The sequence below is a fragment of the Mesorhizobium sp. M8A.F.Ca.ET.181.01.1.1 genome (assembly GCF_004792025.1).
Classification (GTDB): Bacteria; Pseudomonadota; Alphaproteobacteria; order Rhizobiales; family Rhizobiaceae; genus Mesorhizobium.
Genome location: NZ_SRTV01000001.1, coordinates 1636632 through 1652521 on the forward strand (window position 1 = coordinate 1636632; position 15890 = coordinate 1652521).

At 61.6% G+C, this 15890-nt stretch carries 14 protein-coding genes and 1 tRNA gene; 2 read left to right on the forward strand and 13 right to left on the reverse strand.

Annotation, left to right across the window (positions count from 1 at the left end; translation table 11 throughout):
* Window positions 1-5: 5 nt before the first annotated feature.
* The 8 genes from rpoB to EN824_RS08195 all read right to left on the reverse strand — a co-directional run bounded on the left by rpoB (window position 6) and on the right by EN824_RS08195 (window position 9623).
* Window positions 6-4142 (reverse strand): DNA-directed RNA polymerase subunit beta, encoded by a 4137-nt coding sequence (rpoB, locus tag EN824_RS08160; RefSeq protein WP_135867795.1) that lies wholly within the window; start codon window positions 4140-4142, stop codon window positions 6-8.
* A 266-nt stretch (window positions 4143-4408) separates the two neighbouring features.
* Window positions 4409-4786, reverse strand: coding sequence for a 50S ribosomal protein L7/L12 (gene rplL / locus EN824_RS08165; protein WP_006202136.1), 378 nt, complete (start codon window positions 4784-4786; stop codon window positions 4409-4411).
* A gap of 54 nt (window positions 4787-4840) precedes the next feature.
* Window positions 4841-5359 carry a 50S ribosomal protein L10 gene (gene rplJ / locus EN824_RS08170; RefSeq protein WP_027146631.1) on the reverse strand — a complete coding sequence of 173 codons (519 nt, stop codon included), beginning with the start codon at window positions 5357-5359 and terminating at the stop codon, window positions 4841-4843.
* 412 nt (window positions 5360-5771) lie between these two features.
* Window positions 5772-6470 carry a 50S ribosomal protein L1 gene (rplA, locus tag EN824_RS08175; RefSeq protein ID WP_127279517.1) on the reverse strand — a complete coding sequence of 233 codons (699 nt, stop codon included), beginning with the start codon at window positions 6468-6470 and terminating at the stop codon, window positions 5772-5774.
* Between the two features lie 4 nt (window positions 6471-6474).
* Window positions 6475-6903: a 50S ribosomal protein L11 gene (rplK, locus tag EN824_RS08180; RefSeq protein WP_010909262.1), complete on the reverse strand. Its 429-nt coding sequence runs from the start codon at window positions 6901-6903 to the stop codon at window positions 6475-6477.
* A 172-nt stretch (window positions 6904-7075) separates the two neighbouring features.
* Window positions 7076-7603, reverse strand: coding sequence for a transcription termination/antitermination protein NusG (gene nusG, locus EN824_RS08185; RefSeq protein ID WP_015317996.1), 528 nt, complete (start codon window positions 7601-7603; stop codon window positions 7076-7078).
* A 28-nt stretch (window positions 7604-7631) separates the two neighbouring features.
* The gene (secE, locus tag EN824_RS08190; protein WP_013531408.1) at window positions 7632-7835 is read right to left on the reverse strand and encodes a preprotein translocase subunit SecE; all 204 of its coding nucleotides are present in this window, start codon (window positions 7833-7835) and stop codon (window positions 7632-7634) included.
* Window positions 7836-8702: 867 nt separating this feature from the next.
* Window positions 8703-9623 (reverse strand): LysR family transcriptional regulator, encoded by a 921-nt coding sequence (locus EN824_RS08195; protein WP_127279518.1) that lies wholly within the window; start codon window positions 9621-9623, stop codon window positions 8703-8705.
* A 119-nt stretch (window positions 9624-9742) separates the two neighbouring features.
* On the opposite strand from EN824_RS08195, the gene EN824_RS08200 reads away from it, so the two are divergent.
* Window positions 9743-10288, forward strand: a complete 546-nt coding sequence (locus tag EN824_RS08200; protein WP_135915624.1) for a hypothetical protein — start codon at window positions 9743-9745, stop codon at window positions 10286-10288.
* Between the two features lie 11 nt (window positions 10289-10299).
* Window positions 10300-11280, forward strand: coding sequence for an NAD(P)H-quinone oxidoreductase (locus EN824_RS08205; protein ID WP_135915578.1), 981 nt, complete (start codon window positions 10300-10302; stop codon window positions 11278-11280).
* Window positions 11281-11584: 304 nt separating this feature from the next.
* Here EN824_RS08205 and EN824_RS08210 read toward each other — a convergent pair.
* The 5 genes from EN824_RS08210 to tuf all read right to left on the reverse strand — a co-directional run bounded on the left by EN824_RS08210 (window position 11585) and on the right by tuf (window position 15889).
* Window positions 11585-11660 (reverse strand) — tRNA-Trp (locus tag EN824_RS08210).
* Window positions 11661-11737: 77 nt separating this feature from the next.
* Complete coding sequence (locus tag EN824_RS08215) at window positions 11738-12289, reverse strand: putative glycolipid-binding domain-containing protein (protein WP_135915619.1); 552 nt, start codon at window positions 12287-12289, stop codon at window positions 11738-11740.
* Between the two features lie 29 nt (window positions 12290-12318).
* Complete coding sequence (locus EN824_RS08220; RefSeq protein ID WP_127280487.1) at window positions 12319-12801, reverse strand: group II truncated hemoglobin; 483 nt, start codon at window positions 12799-12801, stop codon at window positions 12319-12321.
* 95 nt (window positions 12802-12896) lie between these two features.
* Window positions 12897-14549: a hypothetical protein gene (locus EN824_RS08225; protein WP_135932091.1), complete on the reverse strand. Its 1653-nt coding sequence runs from the start codon at window positions 14547-14549 to the stop codon at window positions 12897-12899.
* A 164-nt stretch (window positions 14550-14713) separates the two neighbouring features.
* The gene (gene tuf / locus EN824_RS08230) at window positions 14714-15889 is read right to left on the reverse strand and encodes an elongation factor Tu (protein ID WP_127869375.1); all 1176 of its coding nucleotides are present in this window, start codon (window positions 15887-15889) and stop codon (window positions 14714-14716) included.
* Between the last annotated feature and the right edge of the window lies 1 nt (window position 15890).

The following is a 15890-nucleotide window of genomic DNA, read 5'->3' on the forward strand; positions in this document are numbered from 1 at the left end:
CTTGTTTACTCGGCCGCGTCGGGCAGCCGGACAGGGTTGTCGTCGAGCTTGGTGTTCTCCAATTCGACATTGAGGCCGAGAGACCGCATTTCCTTGACGAGCACGTTGAAGCTCTCGGGAATGCCTGCCTCGAACGTGTCGTCGCCACGCACGATCGCCTCGTAGACCTTGGTGCGGCCGGCGACGTCGTCCGACTTCACCGTCAGCATTTCCTGCAGCGTGTAGGCGGCGCCGTAGGCTTCCAGCGCCCAGACCTCCATCTCGCCGAAGCGCTGGCCGCCGAACTGCGCCTTGCCGCCCAGCGGCTGCTGGGTGACGAGCGAGTACGGACCGATCGAACGCGCGTGGATCTTGTCGTCCACCAGGTGGTGAAGCTTGAGCATGTAGATATAGCCCATCGTCACCTTGCGATCGAACGGCTCGCCGGTGCGGCCGTCATAGAGCTGCGACTGACCGCTGGTGTGCAGGCCCGCCTGCTCCAGCATGATGTTGATGTCAGCCTCATGCGCGCCGTCGAACACCGGGGTCGCGATGGAGACGCCGCGGCGCATCTGCTCGCTGAGGCGAACGATGCTCTCGTCGTCATACTCGCGGACCGGTTCGTTGCGGTCGTTGGCGGGCATGAAGCTTTCCAACGTCTTGCGCAGCGGCTTGATGTCGCCGGCAGCCTTATACGTGTCGATCAGCTCGCCGATCTTCCTGCCCATGCCGGCACAAGCCCAGCCCAGATGCGTTTCCAGGATCTGGCCGACATTCATGCGGCTCGGCACACCCAACGGGTTGAGCACGATATCGGCATGCGTGCCGTCCTCGAGGAAAGGCATGTCCTCGACCGGAACGATGCGCGACACGACACCCTTGTTGCCGTGACGGCCGGCCATCTTGTCGCCGGGCTGCATCTTGCGCTTCACCGCCACGAAGACCTTGACCATCTTCATGACGCCCGGAGGCATTTCGTCGCCGCGCTGCACCTTCTCGACCTTGTCCATGAAACGCTGTTCGAGCGCCTTCTTGGAATCGTCGTACTGGCCACGCAGGGCTTCCAGTTCGCTCTGGAGCTTTTCGTTCTCCACCGCAAACTGCCACCACTGCGAACGCGGGTACTCGTCGAGCGTGTCCTTGGACAGCGTCGAGCCCTTCTTGAAGCCTTTCGGTCCAGCAATCGCTTCCTTGCCGACGAGAACGTCGGAAAGACGCGCGTAGACGTTGCGGTCCAGGATCGCCTGTTCGTCGTCACGGTCCTTGGCGAGGCGTTCGATCTCCTCGCGCTCGATCGCCATGGCGCGCTCGTCCTTCTCCACACCGTGGCGATTGAACACGCGCACCTCGACGACGGTGCCGAAGGTGCCCGGAGGCATGCGCATGGAAGTGTCGCGCACGTCGGAAGCCTTTTCGCCGAAGATGGCGCGCAGAAGCTTCTCTTCCGGCGTCATCGGGCTTTCACCCTTCGGCGTGATCTTGCCGACCAGGATGTCGCCCGGCTGAACTTCGGCGCCGATATAGACGATGCCGGCTTCGTCGAGGTTCTTCAGCGCTTCTTCCGAGACGTTGGGAATGTCGCGCGTGATTTCCTCGGGACCGAGCTTGGTATCGCGCGCCATGACCTCGAACTCCTCGATGTGGATCGAGGTGAAGACGTCGTCGGCGACGATGCGCTCGGACAAGAGGATGGAGTCCTCGTAGTTGTAGCCGTTCCAAGGCATGAACGCGACCAGCACGTTGCGGCCGAGCGCCAGATCACCGAGTTCGGTCGACGGACCGTCGGCGATGATGTCGCCCTTGTTGACCCGATCACCCATGCGCACCAGCGGACGCTGATTGATGCAGGTGTTCTGGTTCGAACGCTGGAACTTCATCAGCCGGTAGATGTCGACGCCGGACTTGCCCGGGTCGAGATCCTCGGTGGCGCGGATAACGATACGCGTCGCGTCCACCTGGTCGACGATGCCGCCGCGGCGGGCGCCGATGGCGGCGCCCGAGTCACGGGCGACGATCGGCTCCATGCCGGTGCCGACGAACGGCGCTTCGGCGCGCACCAGCGGCACGGCCTGACGCTGCATGTTCGAGCCCATCAGAGCGCGGTTGGCGTCGTCGTTCTCGAGGAACGGGATGAGCGCCGCGGCAACAGACACCATCTGCTTGGGCGACACGTCCATCAGGTCGACGTTTTCGCGCGGCGCCATCATCACTTCGCCGGCGCTGCGGCAAATGACGAACTCGTCGACGAAGCCGCCGTTCTTGTCGAGCTCGGCATTGGCCTGCGCGACATGGTGCTTGGCCTCTTCCATCGCCGAGAGATAGACGACCTCATTGGTCAGCTTGCCGTCGACGATCTTGCGGTAGGGGCTTTCGATGAAGCCGTACTTGTTGACGCGCGCGAAAGTCGCCAGCGAGTTGATCAGACCGATATTCGGGCCTTCCGGCGTCTCGATCGGGCAGATGCGGCCGTAATGCGTCGGGTGCACGTCGCGCACTTCGAAGCCGGCACGCTCGCGGGTCAGACCGCCCGGTCCAAGCGCCGAGAGACGACGCTTGTGGGTGATCTCCGACAGCGGATTGGTCTGGTCCATGAACTGCGACAGCTGCGAGGAACCGAAGAACTCGCGCACGGCGGCGGCCGCCGGCTTGGCGTTGATCAGGTCCTGCGGCATGACGGTGTCGATCTCGATCGAGGACATGCGTTCCTTGATCGCGCGCTCCATGCGAAGCAGGCCGACGCGGTACTGGTTTTCCATCAGCTCGCCGACCGAACGCACGCGGCGGTTGCCGAGATTGTCGATGTCGTCGATCTCGCCCTTGCCGTCACGCAGTTCGACCAGCGTCCTGACCACGGCCAGGATGTCGTCCTTGCGCAGCACGCGCACGGTGTCCTCGGCCTTGAGCTCCAGGCGCATGTTCATCTTGACGCGGCCAACGGCGGACAGGTCGTAGCGCTCGCTGTCGAAGAACAGCGAGTTGAACATGGCTTCGGCGGTCTCAAGCGTCGGCGGCTCGCCCGGGCGCATGACACGGTAGATGTCGAACAGCGCGTCCTGGCGGCTCTCGTTCTTGTCGACGGCGAGCGTATTGCGGATATAGGCGCCGACATTGACATGGTCGATGTCGAGGACCTGGATCTCCTGCTCGCCGGTGCCGAGCAGCACCTTGAGCGTCTTGTCGTCGATCTCGTCGCCGGCCTCGAGGAAAATCTCACCGGTGGCATAATTGACGATGTCCTCGGCCAGGTAGTTGCCGAGCAGATCCTCGTCGGTCGCCTTGATCGCCTTGAGGCCCTTCTCGCCGAGCTGACGCGCCTGGCGGGCGGTGATCTTCTTGCCCGCCTCGACGACGATCTCGCCGGTGTCGGCATCGACCAGGTCGCCGACGGCCTTGAGGCCGCGGAAACGCTCGACGTTGAACGGAATGCGCCAATGGTCGCCGGCGCGCTTGTAGGTGATCTTGTTGTAGAAGGTCGACAGTATCTCCTCGCCGTCCATGCCGAGCGCCATCAGCAGCGACGTCACGGGGATCTTGCGGCGGCGGTCGATGCGGGCGTGGACGACGTCCTTGGAATCGAACTCGATGTCAAGCCACGAGCCACGATAGGGGATGACACGGGCGGCAAACAGAAGCTTGCCCGACGAGTGCGACTTGCCCTTGTCGTGATCGAAGAAGACGCCCGGCGAGCGATGCATCTGCGAGACGATGACGCGCTCGGTGCCATTGACGATGAAGGTGCCGTTCAAGGTCATGAGCGGCATGTCGCCCATGTAGACGTCCTGCTCCTTGATGTCCTTGATCGACTTGGCACCGGTATCCTCGTCGATATCGAACACGATGAGGCGCAGCGTCACCTTCAGCGGCGCGGCATAGGTCAGGTCGCGCTGACGGCATTCGTCAACGTCGAATTTCGGTCCTTCGAACTCGTACTTCACGAACTCCAGCATGGAGGAGCCGGAAAAATCGGAGATCGGGAAGACCGACTTGAAAACAGCCTGCAGCCCTTCGTCCGGACGTCCGCCCTTGGGCTCGTCCACCATCAGGAACTGGTCATAGGATGCCTTCTGAACCTCGATGAGGTTCGGCATCTCCGCAACTTCCGGGATCTTTCCGAAAAACTTGCGTACGCGTCTGCGGCCATTGAAAGTCTGGGTCTGGGCCATCGTCGCTCCTTAGCTCTAAACTCGGGACGAACCTCGCCGCGGTTCGTCTTGCATACTGAGCCACCTGGCCGGCGGCTCTCTGTCTGTTCTCCGGCCGCCTTTTCCAATTACTTGGCGGCTACCGGCTAAAACGGGAGAAAACCCGTTTCCTGAAGGCCGGTTTACGGCCCTCAGGAAAGAGGTTTTCGTACATCTCGCGTCACGCAGCCTCCCCTGGTCACCCAAGGGAGTGGCGGACGGCGCGAGGCCGCCCGCCGCTTTTACGCTTACTTCAGGTCGACCTTGGCGCCGGCTGCTTCCAGCTGGGCCTTGAACTTGTCGGCGTCGGCCTTGGAAACGCCTTCCTTGACCGGCTTCGGAGCCGCTTCGACCAGGTCCTTGGCTTCCTTGAGGCCAAGACCGGTGATGGCGCGGACTTCCTTGATGACGTTGATCTTCTGAGCGCCGGCGTCGGTGAGGACGACGTCGAATTCCGTCTTTTCCTCGACGGGGGCAGCAGCAGCGGCAGCGCCGCCAGCAGCGGCAACCGCGACCGGAGCAGCAGCCGAAACGCCCCACTTTTCTTCCAGAAGCTTCGACAGCTCAGCCGCCTCGAGGACGGTCAGCTTCGAAAGGTCGTCTACGATCTTTGCGAGATCAGCCATTGTTGTATTCCTTCGTTAGGTTCGAACGTGTGTTTTTGATAGCGAGGAACGGCCTCATGCCGCCTCGTCCTTCCGGGCGTAAGCGCCGATGACGCGCGCGACCGAGGCCGCTGGCGCATTGACGATCTGGGCGATCCGGGTTGCCGGCGTGGCGATCATGCCAACCAGCCTGGCGCGCAGCTCATCGAGCGACGGAAGTGTGGCGAGTGCCTTCACACCGTCGGCGTTGAGCGAGGTGGTGCCCATTGCGCCGCCGAGAATGACGAGCTTGTCATTCCCCTTGGCGAAATCGGACGCGACCTTCGGCGCCGCAATCGGATCCTCCGAATAGGCGATCAGCGTCTGCCCCTTGAACAGGTCGATGATCGATGCGGAGTCCGTGCCCTGAAGAGCGATTTTGGCGAGACGGTTCTTCGCGACTTTAACGGTGCCACCGGCGGCGCGCATTTTCGACCGAAGGTCGTTCATTTGCGCGACGGTGATACCGGCATAGTGGGCCACGACGACTGAACCTGCGCCCGAAAACGCATCATTCAGGCCCGTGACGAGTTCGCGTTTTTCCGCTCTGTCCACTGCCTATCTCCAGTTGACCCCTGCCCCGTCAATGGGAACATTCCCATTTGCGAGGACAGGCGTCGGGTTGCCTTTTTGCCGGCCGGGCCATCCAGTAACGGATCTCCCGAACGACGCTCGAGGATCCTGCCCCCTTTCGCCACATCGACGGTCAAGCCGGCGATGCGCAGACAAAAGGCAAACACGGTTCGAACCTTTCATTGGAGCTTGTCGCTCCGTTGTCCGGTTTTCACCCGTCTCATGCAGGCCCACATGAATTAAGGCCCTCCTCTTGAATCAAGACTCGGGCCGCCCGCAATCTCGGACAGGATGTCCGGAAGCCTTCCGGCTTCCGGTACCGGGCCCAGGATAAATCCAAGGCCCGGAATTCAGTCACGGATCAGCCTTCGCGAGGCCGATCCAAATGGTCTAATCAGGACGCGGCGAGCGTCGAGACGTCGAGCTTGAGGCCCGGGCCCATCGTCGAGGTGACAGACACCTTCTTGACGTAGTTGCCCTTGGCGCCAGCCGGCTTTGCCTTGGTCACCGCATCGGCGAAGGCACGGATGTTCTCTTCCAGCGCCTTGACGTCGAACGAGACCTTGCCGACGCCGGCATGAACGATGCCGGCCTTCTCGACGCGGAACTCGACCGCGCCACCCTTGGAGGCCTTGACGGCCGCGGCGACATCGGTGGTGACGGTGCCGACCTTCGGGTTCGGCATCATGCCGCGCGGGCCGAGCACCTTACCGAGGCGGCCGACGAGCGGCATCATGTCCGGCGTGGCGATGCAGCGATCGAAATCGATCGTGCCCTTCTGGACGATGTCGACCAGATCCTCGGCACCGACGATGTCGGCGCCGGCGGCCTTGGCCTCTTCAGCCTTGTCGCCACGGGCGAACACGGCGACACGGACCGAGCGGCCGGTGCCATTCGGCAGATTGACCACGCCGCGGACCATCTGGTCGGCATGACGCGGGTCGACGCCGAGGTTCATGGCGACTTCGACGGTCTCGTCGAACTTCACCGAGGAGCGATCCTTGAGCAGCTTCAGCGCGTCAGCGAGCGCGTAAGCCTTGTTGGGATCGATGCCTTCACGGGTCTTCGATACACGCTTTGCAATCTTTGCCATGATCTCAGCCCACCACTTCCAGACCCATCGAGCGGGCGGAGCCCTCGACCATACGCATGGCCGCTTCGACGTCGTTCGCGTTCAGATCCTTCATCTTGGCAGTCGCGATTTCGCGAACCTTGTCGCGCGAAACGGTGCCGGCCTTGACCTTGCCCGGCTCCTTCGAGCCCGACTTCAGGTTCGCGGCCTTCTTCAGGAAGTAGCTCACCGGCGGCGTCTTCATGACGAAGGTGAACGACTTGTCCTGGTAATAGGTGATGACGACCGGAACCGGCGATCCCTTTTCCATTTCCTGGGTCTGCGCGTTGAACGCCTTGCAGAACTCCATGATGTTGATGCCGCGCTGACCAAGCGCCGGGCCGATCGGGGGCGACGGCGTAGCCGATCCCGCGGAGACCTGGAGCTTGAGCTGGCCTGCAATTTTCTTAGCCATCTCTTTTCCTGCCTTTGTCTATGCCGGCCCCACTATGGGAAACACCGGCGGTTGCAGTCTGGTGGTGCGGTTCTTGCGGCCGGCTAAAGCCGCCTTCGCCTCCCACCGTTCTCAGGCCACGCGCTTCCGCGCCGCCTCCCCTGACCGCCGAACCGACGCCAGGGATTTCGGATCAGCCCTTTTCGACCTGTCCGAATTCCAGATCTACAGGCACGGCGCGCCCGAAGATCGAAACTTCCACCTTGAGCCGCGCCCGCTCCTCGTCCACTTCCTGGACGAAACCGTTGAACGACGCGAAGGGACCATCCGAAACGCGGATCGCCTCGCCGATCTCGAAGGTGACCGAGGGCTTCGGCCGCTCGACGCCTTCCTGCACCTGGTTCAGGATGCGCTGCGCTTCCGCCTCGGTGATCGGCACCGGCTTGGAGTCCCCGAGGAACCCGGTGACCTTCGGCGTGTTCTTGACCAGCGAGAACACGGCGTCGGTCAGGTTGGCCTTCAGGAGCACATAGCCCGGGAAGAACTTGCGCTCGGCGTCGACCTTGCGGCCGCGACGAACCTCGACGACCTTCTCGGTCGGCACCACGATCTGCTCGATATCGGCGGACAGGCCCTTCTGCTTGGCCTTGTTCTCGATGTCCTCGGCGACCTTCTTCTCGAAGTTCGAATAGGCGTGGACGATGTACCAGCGCGTAGCCATTTTTACGACTTCTCCGTAATCGCCGGACTTAGCGTCCAATGCCCAGAATCTGCTCGACCGCGAGGCCCATGAGCTGATCCGCGGTGAAGAAGAAGATCATCGCGATCACAGCAAAAGCCAGGACCATGACCGTCGAGATCATCGTCTCGCGGCGCGACGGCCAAGTCACCTTGGCTGTCTCCGCGCGCACCTGCTGGAGAAAGACGAAAGGATTTGTGGTTTTCGAAGCCATATGCCGCCTGTCTTCAAGACCCGTTGGCCGGGCCCCCTGGATGATCCCGCTGACCGGGACGTGCCGCCTGAGCCCAATCTCGCGCCGAATCAGCGCAATCATTTCGCCCATGCAAATCAGACGCGTAAAGCCGGCTTCCCAGCTTCACGCGTCGCGTGTCTGTTCCATCTACATAAAACCGATTCTTGATCCACGCAAGTGGCAAGTGTCCGCTTTATGACCAAACGCCGCCTCGGAACCATCCAGTCGTTCCGTCCCGGCTATGGCGCCCTTATGCCCCAATCGGGCTAATATGGCAAGCGGGTCGCCGATTTTCAAAGGCCGCCCGCAAAAATCGTTGTGATGCCATCTTGGAAAATGGCACGGGCAGCAGGGCTCGAACCTGCGGTTTTGGAGACCGAATAGCCTTCACTCATCCGATTGTTTTACCAGCAATTTACGACATATCGGCATTCGATGTGCAAAGATTTGTGTAAGAAATCGTCAATCCAAATGCCTGCTACGCGGCGCGTTCAGTAAATCCTGGCGGCACGATCGGTGGGGCGGGAGGTAGAAGGGACACGGCGGGCGCAAGCTTTCCCGACAGCTTGCCCTCAAAGTCCGGCAATGTCGTTGGCATGCCCGATGTGAGCGCCTTCACCACATCATCCAGCGTGGTGAAGATCGTTTGGTCAATGACAAGGGTTGCCTCGGTAACTATTTGAAGAACTTGGCGCACCGCGCCGGATGATGATGAGAGCTACGTCTACGCTATAGCCCTCCTGTAAGCCGATGCGAATTCCGCATGAACGGCTGGCCGGATAGGCCGGGATTGGAACGTGAACGAAAGCTATGTTCTGAAATCAGAGTGTTGCGTCTACAGGCGCGTTACTGCTCCCAAGTCGGCGGCGTCCCGATCTGTTCGCGCAATGCTGTCATGAACGCACCAAGTTTTGCGGATGGCTTGGCGAGTGCCCGCAGTAGATAAATGCCGGTGGGGCGCCTGTTCCAACTCTCGCCGCCAAGGCCAAGGCGGATCAGCGCTCCGCTTCGCACGTCTGGACCAACAACCCAGTCCGCCAATAGGCCAATACCCATGCCTACGAGTGTGGCCAAGCGCATGGCCTCGAAATCGTCCGAGCGAAAAGCAACTCTGTCCAGCGCATCGCTACCCGCAGGGCGGCCCAGCACATCGCTCCAGCCGAGAAGGTCAGCGCCATGCAGTTTGTCGATGAGCGCATGTTTTGAGAGCGAGGCCACGTCCGCAGGCGTCCCTTTGCTGTCCAAATAAGAAGGACTAGCGACCAGAAGCCGCTTCTGGTCGGCGAGTTTGGTGGCGATCAAGCTGCTGTCGGATAATTCGCCGATGCGGATCACGGCATCGAAACGGTCCGCAACAGGATCGGCGAGTTTTTCAGTGAGATCAATTTCTGCCGTGATAGCGGAGTGCTCTGCCATCAACGATCCAAGGGCCGGAATTACATAGCGCCTCCCGAATGTAGGAAAGCAGGCTATCCGCACCACCCCTGCTATTGCGCCATCAAAGGCAGCGATTTCCGCCCGTGTATCGGCCAGCGCATCCAGAAGATGCTGCGCGCGCTCAAACAGCCTTTGACCGGCATCGGTCAGCGCCAAGGCGCGAGTGGAGCGGATGAGGAGCGGTACGCCCAGGCTCTCCTCCATGGCTCCGATCTGACGCATGATGGCGGATGGGGTCACCGCCCGGCGCCGCGCTGCACTGGAGAAGCTGCCGCCGCGGACGACATCGACAAAAATGGCCATCTGCTCGGCGAAACGAGGATCGGTCATTTGTGCGGCCAGCGCAAAACGGTTTGAAAGACAGCGGACATTATCATCGGCGCACCGGCAGCGCATATTTTCTCGCGTCGGGCGGGATGCTTCCGCCCCCAAAACCGAAGGAAAAACACATGGTTGCCGTTCTCGAAGACCGTATTCTGTCGCGGTCTGCCTATAGCGCCGAGATCGATGTGCCGCTAGAGGCTATCGACATCGCCGATTGGCTGTTCACCCTGCCGGAAGCCGAATACCAGCGCTGCTGCGTTCCTGACCATATCGCGGCCGGTGTTACCACGACGGATGATGGTCGCCGCATGTCCATCAATGTCGAGCAAATCGGCTCGGGCCTGGTCGTCCAGCATTATATCGCCGAGGTTGCCGAGAAGAACTATTGCCGGATGAATTCGATCTCCGATGTCTTCACCGCCAATGGCCGCACCCAGGTCAATGTGGTGTGGGAATTGATCGCTGAAGCCATGGACGACGGGCGCACCCGCTACACCAATCGCGTCACTGCGCATCCCACCGATGCGTTCATGGCTTTCCTCGCTGAACATGGCCTCTCCTATGAAGATGCCGCCAAGGCACGCCAAGACGCGGGTGGCGATCACAACAGCCGCGAAACCCCTATGTTTGCCGCCAGCATTGCCCGGCGCGCGCTTGCCAACCGCAAATAAGGTTCAGAGCCATGCGCGCTATCGTCTATGAAGAGTTCGGTGCGGCAGAGGTTCTGCATGTGGCCGAGGTTCCTGTACCCCACATCCGTCCCACCGATCTTTTGGTCAAGGTTGCTGCGGCGGGTGTCAATCGCGCCGATCTCCTGCAGCGCACCGGCTTTTACGGCGCGCAACACTTCGGCGAGAGTCCGCTTCTCGGGTTGGAAGTGGCGGGCGAGGTGATTGCAGTCGGCGATGCCGTAACAGACGTCGAGATTGGCGCGCGGGTGATGGCGATTGTCGGCGGCGGCGGTTACGGCGAGATTGCCCGCGTCGATCGCGCCATGGCGGCGCCCATTCCAGAGAGTATGCCCTTTCACGAAGCGGCGGCGGTGATGGAATCCTTTGTTACCGCCGTCGAGGCGGTTTCAAATCTGGCTCAAATCAACACCGGCCAAAAGGTGCTTGTCCATAGTGCGGCGGGCGGGATCGGCTCGGCTGCTGTACAGGTTGCCCATAGTTCGGGAGCGGTGGTGTATGCCACCGCATCCGCGTCCCGCCACGATGATGTGCTGAGCATTGGCGCAGATGTCGTCATCGATTACCGGACCGGCGATTTCGAAGCCGAGATTGCCGCGCGCACAGGCGGCACAGGAGTGGATGCGGTGATTGATTTTGTTGGCGGCGACTATCTCGCCAAGAATTTGCGCAGCCTGAGGCCGGGCGGGGTACTGGTGCAGGTAGGCATCTTGAGCGGCCAGAATGATGCTGTCATTCCGCTCAATCTTGTTCTGCACAATCATCTGCGTCTCGTCGGCACGGTCATGAAGTCACGCACAGCCGCAGAGAAGCGGGCCATGGTCCAACGCTTCGCGGCGCTCGCCTTGCCGCTATTCGCAGCGGGGAGACTGCGTCCCTTGATTGATCACGTATTCCCGCTCGCCGAAGCCGCAGACGCCCACCGCCGGGTGGAAGCGGGCGGCGGCTTCGGCAAGATTGTGCTGACGCTGTGAGCCCCCACAATCTCGCGGCGGAGACCGTGTTCGCTCAGTGACATGAATGCTTCTAACCAACTGAAAAGATTGGTGGCGGTACAGGATTCGAACCTGTGACCCTACCGTGTGAACGTCGAGCAGTGCCAAATCGGGCTGTCGTTGCGCCGATAGACGTGAACTTTGCCTTCCAGAATCGAGTGTTTTTCCGCCCACCCGCAAGACACTCCCTGCGCGCGTCCAAGTTTGTGCAAGATGTGTACGGCTAGTTTCGGCTTCCTCGCCCAGCAAGGCGATTTGTAAGTGCCTGATTTCCCTTAGAAAATGGCACGGGCAGCAGGGCTCGAACCTACGACCTGCGGTTTTGGAGACCGCCGCTCTACCAACTGAGCTATGCCCGTACACGTGCGCCTCGGCGCAGGCGCTTCCTAAAAGCTTCCGCACGCTCTGTAAAGAGTGGTTTGCAAGCAAACATGCCTTAACCCCTGCGCCAGAAATCGGGATAGTCGACGACCAGCCCCTCGGCATCGATCTCCAGCTCCCGCCTGAAGTCGCTCGCGCGCGATTCATAGAGGTAGCGCCTGCCCTCTTCGAGGCACGTGTAACGCTGCGGGTTGCGCACGACAGTGAGTGCCGGGAAATCGATGAAGGCAGTGGCGATCTCGGCACTCTGCCCGGCCGAAAGCGCCAGGCGGCGGATCGGCAGCGTGTTGGTAAAGGGCGTGACGGTGAGGTCGGGTTCGAGCACGCCCGCCAGCTCGGGCATCGGCAGGCCGTCCCTGGTCCAATGACCATCGCCATCGGAGGCCAGGACAAGCGTCCGGCCATCGCCGATCATATCGACCGTGACACTCTTCGCGTGCCAGCCGGCATCGCAGGTAATGCGGTAGCGGACCGCAAATGGCGTCTCGCCCGAGCAGATGACGACTGAATCGGCCAGGAACCGGCCCGCTTGCTCCCCCAGCACAAGATGTTCGAAGCCCGGTCCATCCCACTCGCGCCAGCGCACGATCTTGGCATCTTGCGGCATCAATCATCGACCTCCCTGGCAAGCGGAAGCTATTTTGCGTCCGGCACCCGGTACGGCCCGCCAGGCACTCCCCAGCCCCAGGCGGGCATCGGTTCGGCCTCGGGATCGCAGGTCTCGCCGAGATTGGAATTCATCTTGGCCAGTCGAGACCCCCATTCGACGTAGCCCATGAAGGCGGAACGGAATTCTGGATCGTCCGGCAGGCCGACCTGATCCGCCGCGTCGGCGAGAAGATTGATCCAGCGGCGGCGCTGCTCCTCGGTCAAATGCTTGCCCAGATGATGCATGACCATTTCGCGGTGGCCGCCGAATTCCTCGCTGTAGGTTTTCGGTCCGCCGAAGACCTCGCCGATGAAGGCGGCGACATGGGCCGGGTGATCCGGCGACATGTGTTTGAACACCGGGCCAACGACCGGATCCTTTGCCACCTTGTCGTAGAAGGTTTGCGTCAGCCGGTTCAGCGCCTCGCTGCCGCCGGCCCATTCGTAGAGTGTCGGAACGTCCTGGCTCATTCTCGATCCTTCGCCGGCCCCGCAGCCGCGACGATAGCGGAAATCGAGCATGGCTCAACCTGCCTCGATGGGCAGTTTGCCAACGTCGCCGTGCTCTACAGCTTGGCAGGCGCATCAGCCTGTGCATTGGCGGCTGGCAGGCCTTGGCAATTGTCGGGCTTGGCAATGGCCTTGCAAACCGTGGAGCCGGTCAGCGCGTCGACCGATTGCGGTCCCGTTGTCAGTCCAGCCTTCAGCATCGTGTCCGGGTCAAGTTGCCCCTCGGACGAGCGTCGCTCGATCGCCGCGAACAGAGCGGGACCGATCGCCATCTCGTTGAGATACGCCTTGACCACCAGCTTCTGTCCCATCGGATACAGGCTGAGCCGCGCCCGGGGCCCGACAAGCCGTCTGGCACCGCCGGCGACCATGAGCGCACAGGCAGAATCACACTCCACCCCGGCATCGATGGTCAATCCCGCATAGGCTCCCTGCGTGGCCAGGCAATTCCACGCGCCGGGGTCGCAGTCGACGAAATCGGTCCGGGCAACGGCGATGTCGAGCTTTCTTTCATGGATAAGTCGTCCCATTGCGAGAGCGCTGGGCAGGTCGCCACCGCGTGAACTGATGACGACAGGCAGCCGCCGATGGCCAAGCGTGGCCAGCAACTGCCGCAGTTTCCGCGGCGTCTGGTTCGTTATCGCACCTTCCGCCGATATCCATTCCGGACAGTCGGGATTGCACAGCGGGTTGCTGCCGCGAACCACGATGAAGCGCATGTCCCCGCCGGCCTTCGCGGTGTCCGGTTGAACGGGTCCGGCAGTCATGGATTTTTCCGCGGCCGATGGCGTCGTCTTGTTTGCAGGTCCAGCTATCTCCCGGCAGTTCGTGGCCGGCCGGTTCAGCCTGCACAGGCTTGCCGTGGTCAACAAATCTACCGCGTCCCGGCTGGTGACCAGCTTCATCGTCAACATGGCGTCGAGCGGAATCTGACGAATCTCGCTCGCCGGCGTGGCCTTCATGATTTCCAGCACGCCATCGCCTATACCCATTTCCCTCAGGTACACCGAAAGCGTCTTCTCGACGGTCCCGCTCATCTCGTAGGTTTTGTAGCTGCCTGCGTTTTTACGGCTGACCACCTTGGTGCTGATGATCTTCTTCTTGCCGTTCACGATCCGGTACGTGGTCCGGTAGAGCAGCCTCTCGCGGTGGAACGTGGTGGTGATCTGGTGGACGCCGAGATAGCCGTAATCTCCAACCACGCGGCGGACACCGCCGGAAAACATCAATGGACAGGCCGAATTGCACATGGCTCCGTCGTCATAGGCCACCCCGAAATAGTCGGCACCCTTGCCCTTGTTGTCCTCGCAGTCGCCCATTGCCGGCTGGCAACCGGAAAAAACCGTCACGCCGACGGCGATATCGAGCTTGTTCTTGCGGATCATCCGGCCCAGGGCCAGCGCCGCATCGACATTACCGCCGGGCGAATTGACGACCACCGGCAATTGCCTTCCCTTGAGCGCCTTGAGCGTGCGCTTGAGGAGCGACGGCGTGTCCGCCGCGATGGTGCCGTCCGCCGATATCCATTCAGGACAGTTGGGTTCGCATCCCGGAGCGTTGCTGCGCACGACGACGAAGCGCATCGGCGGGATTTCGGGAGGCCCATCTTCCGCTTGCGCTGTCACAACAGGCAGAGCCATGGCGACGACGAGGCAAACCAGTGCCCACAACCGCCATGCCTTCCCATCGAAACGGCGCCTTGAGACCACTGTTGGCAAAGCTCCCTTGGTGCAACCTATACTAGTTGCAGCCATGACGCTTGCAACAGCTTTGAGAGGCCGTCGCAATACTTGCGCTGCCAAGCGCACGAAACGAAAAAAGGGCGGCCCCGAGGCCGCCCTTTCCTTGTCGAACCGGCAGCAGCCGGTCTCGATTATTCCTTGATGGTGACGACGATGCCGGCACCGACGGTGCGGCCGCCTTCACGGATGGCGAAGCGCAGCTTCTCTTCCATGGCGATCGGCACGATCAGCTCGACATCGACCGTGATGTTGTCGCCGGGCATCACCATCTCGGTGCCTTCCGGCAGCGACACGATGCCGGTCACGTCGGTCGTGCGGAAGTAGAACTGCGGACGGTAGTTGGTGAAGAACGGCGTGTGACGGCCACCTTCGTCCTTGGTCAGGATGTAGGCTTCGGCCACGAACTTCTTGTGCGGCTTCACCGTGCCCGGCTTGGCCAGAACCTGGCCGCGCTCGACACCTTCACGATCAACGCCGCGCAGCAGCGCGCCGATGTTGTCGCCAGCCTGGCCCTGATCGAGCAGCTTGCGGAACATTTCCACGCCCGTGCAGGTCGTCTTGGTCGTCGGACGGATGCCGATGATTTCCAGTTCCTCGCCGACCTTGACCACGCCGCGCTCGACGCGGCCGGTCACGACCGTGCCACGGCCCGAGATCGAGAACACGTCCTCGATCGGCATCAGGAACGGCTTGTCGAGCGGACGAACCGGCGTCGGGATGTAGGCGTCGACCTGAGCCATCAGCTCGCGGATCGCGTCCTCGCCGATCGTCTTGTTCGAATCTTCGAGTGCGGCAAGCGCCGAACCCTTGACGATCGGAATGTCGTCGCCGGGGAATTCGTTCTTCGACAGCAACTCGCGAACCTCGAGCTCGACCAGTTCGAGCAGCTCGGCGTCGTCGACCTGGTCGACCTTGTTCAGGAATACCACGATCGACGGCACGCCGACCTGACGGGCAAGCAGGATGTGCTCGCGGGTCTGCGGCATCGGGCCGTCGGCGGCCGACACGACCAGGATCGCGCCGTCCATCTGCGCGGCGCCGGTGATCATGTTCTTCACATAATCGGCGTGGCCGGGGCAGTCGACATGCGCGTAGTGGCGGTTCTCGGTCTCGTATTCGACGTGAGCCGTCGAGATCGTGATGCCGCGCGCCTTCTCTTCCGGCGCCGCGTCGATCTGGTCATAGCGCTTGTATTCGCCAAAATACTTGGTGATCGCAGCCGTCAGCGACGTCTTGCCGTGATCGACGTGACCAATCGTGCCGATGTTCACATGAGGCTTAGTGCGCTCGAATTTACCTTTTGCCATT

Bases quoted from the DNA above. Each gene is read 5' to 3' on its own strand.
- rpoB (WP_135867795.1), bottom strand. From the start codon at position 4,142: ATGGCCCAGACCCAGACTTTCAATGGCCGCAGACGCGTACGCAAGTTT.
- tuf (WP_127869375.1), bottom strand. From the start codon at position 15,889: ATGGCAAAAGGTAAATTCGAGCGCACTAAGCCTCATGTGAACATCGGC.
- EN824_RS08195 (WP_127279518.1), bottom strand. From the start codon at position 9,623: ATGACCGATCCTCGTTTCGCCGAGCAGATGGCCATTTTTGTCGATGTC.
- EN824_RS08215 (WP_135915619.1), bottom strand. From the start codon at position 12,289: ATGCCGCAAGATGCCAAGATCGTGCGCTGGCGCGAGTGGGATGGACCG.
- EN824_RS08205 (WP_135915578.1), top strand. From the start codon at position 10,300: ATGCGCGCTATCGTCTATGAAGAGTTCGGTGCGGCAGAGGTTCTGCAT.
- secE (WP_013531408.1), bottom strand. From the start codon at position 7,835: ATGGCTTCGAAAACCACAAATCCTTTCGTCTTTCTCCAGCAGGTGCGC.
- rplA (WP_127279517.1), bottom strand. From the start codon at position 6,470: ATGGCAAAGATTGCAAAGCGTGTATCGAAGACCCGTGAAGGCATCGAT.
- EN824_RS08200 (WP_135915624.1), top strand. From the start codon at position 9,743: ATGGTTGCCGTTCTCGAAGACCGTATTCTGTCGCGGTCTGCCTATAGC.
- EN824_RS08220 (WP_127280487.1), bottom strand. From the start codon at position 12,801: ATGAGCCAGGACGTTCCGACACTCTACGAATGGGCCGGCGGCAGCGAG.
- rplK (WP_010909262.1), bottom strand. From the start codon at position 6,903: ATGGCTAAGAAAATTGCAGGCCAGCTCAAGCTCCAGGTCTCCGCGGGA.
- rplL (WP_006202136.1), bottom strand. From the start codon at position 4,786: ATGGCTGATCTCGCAAAGATCGTAGACGACCTTTCGAAGCTGACCGTC.
- nusG (WP_015317996.1), bottom strand. From the start codon at position 7,603: ATGGCTACGCGCTGGTACATCGTCCACGCCTATTCGAACTTCGAGAAG.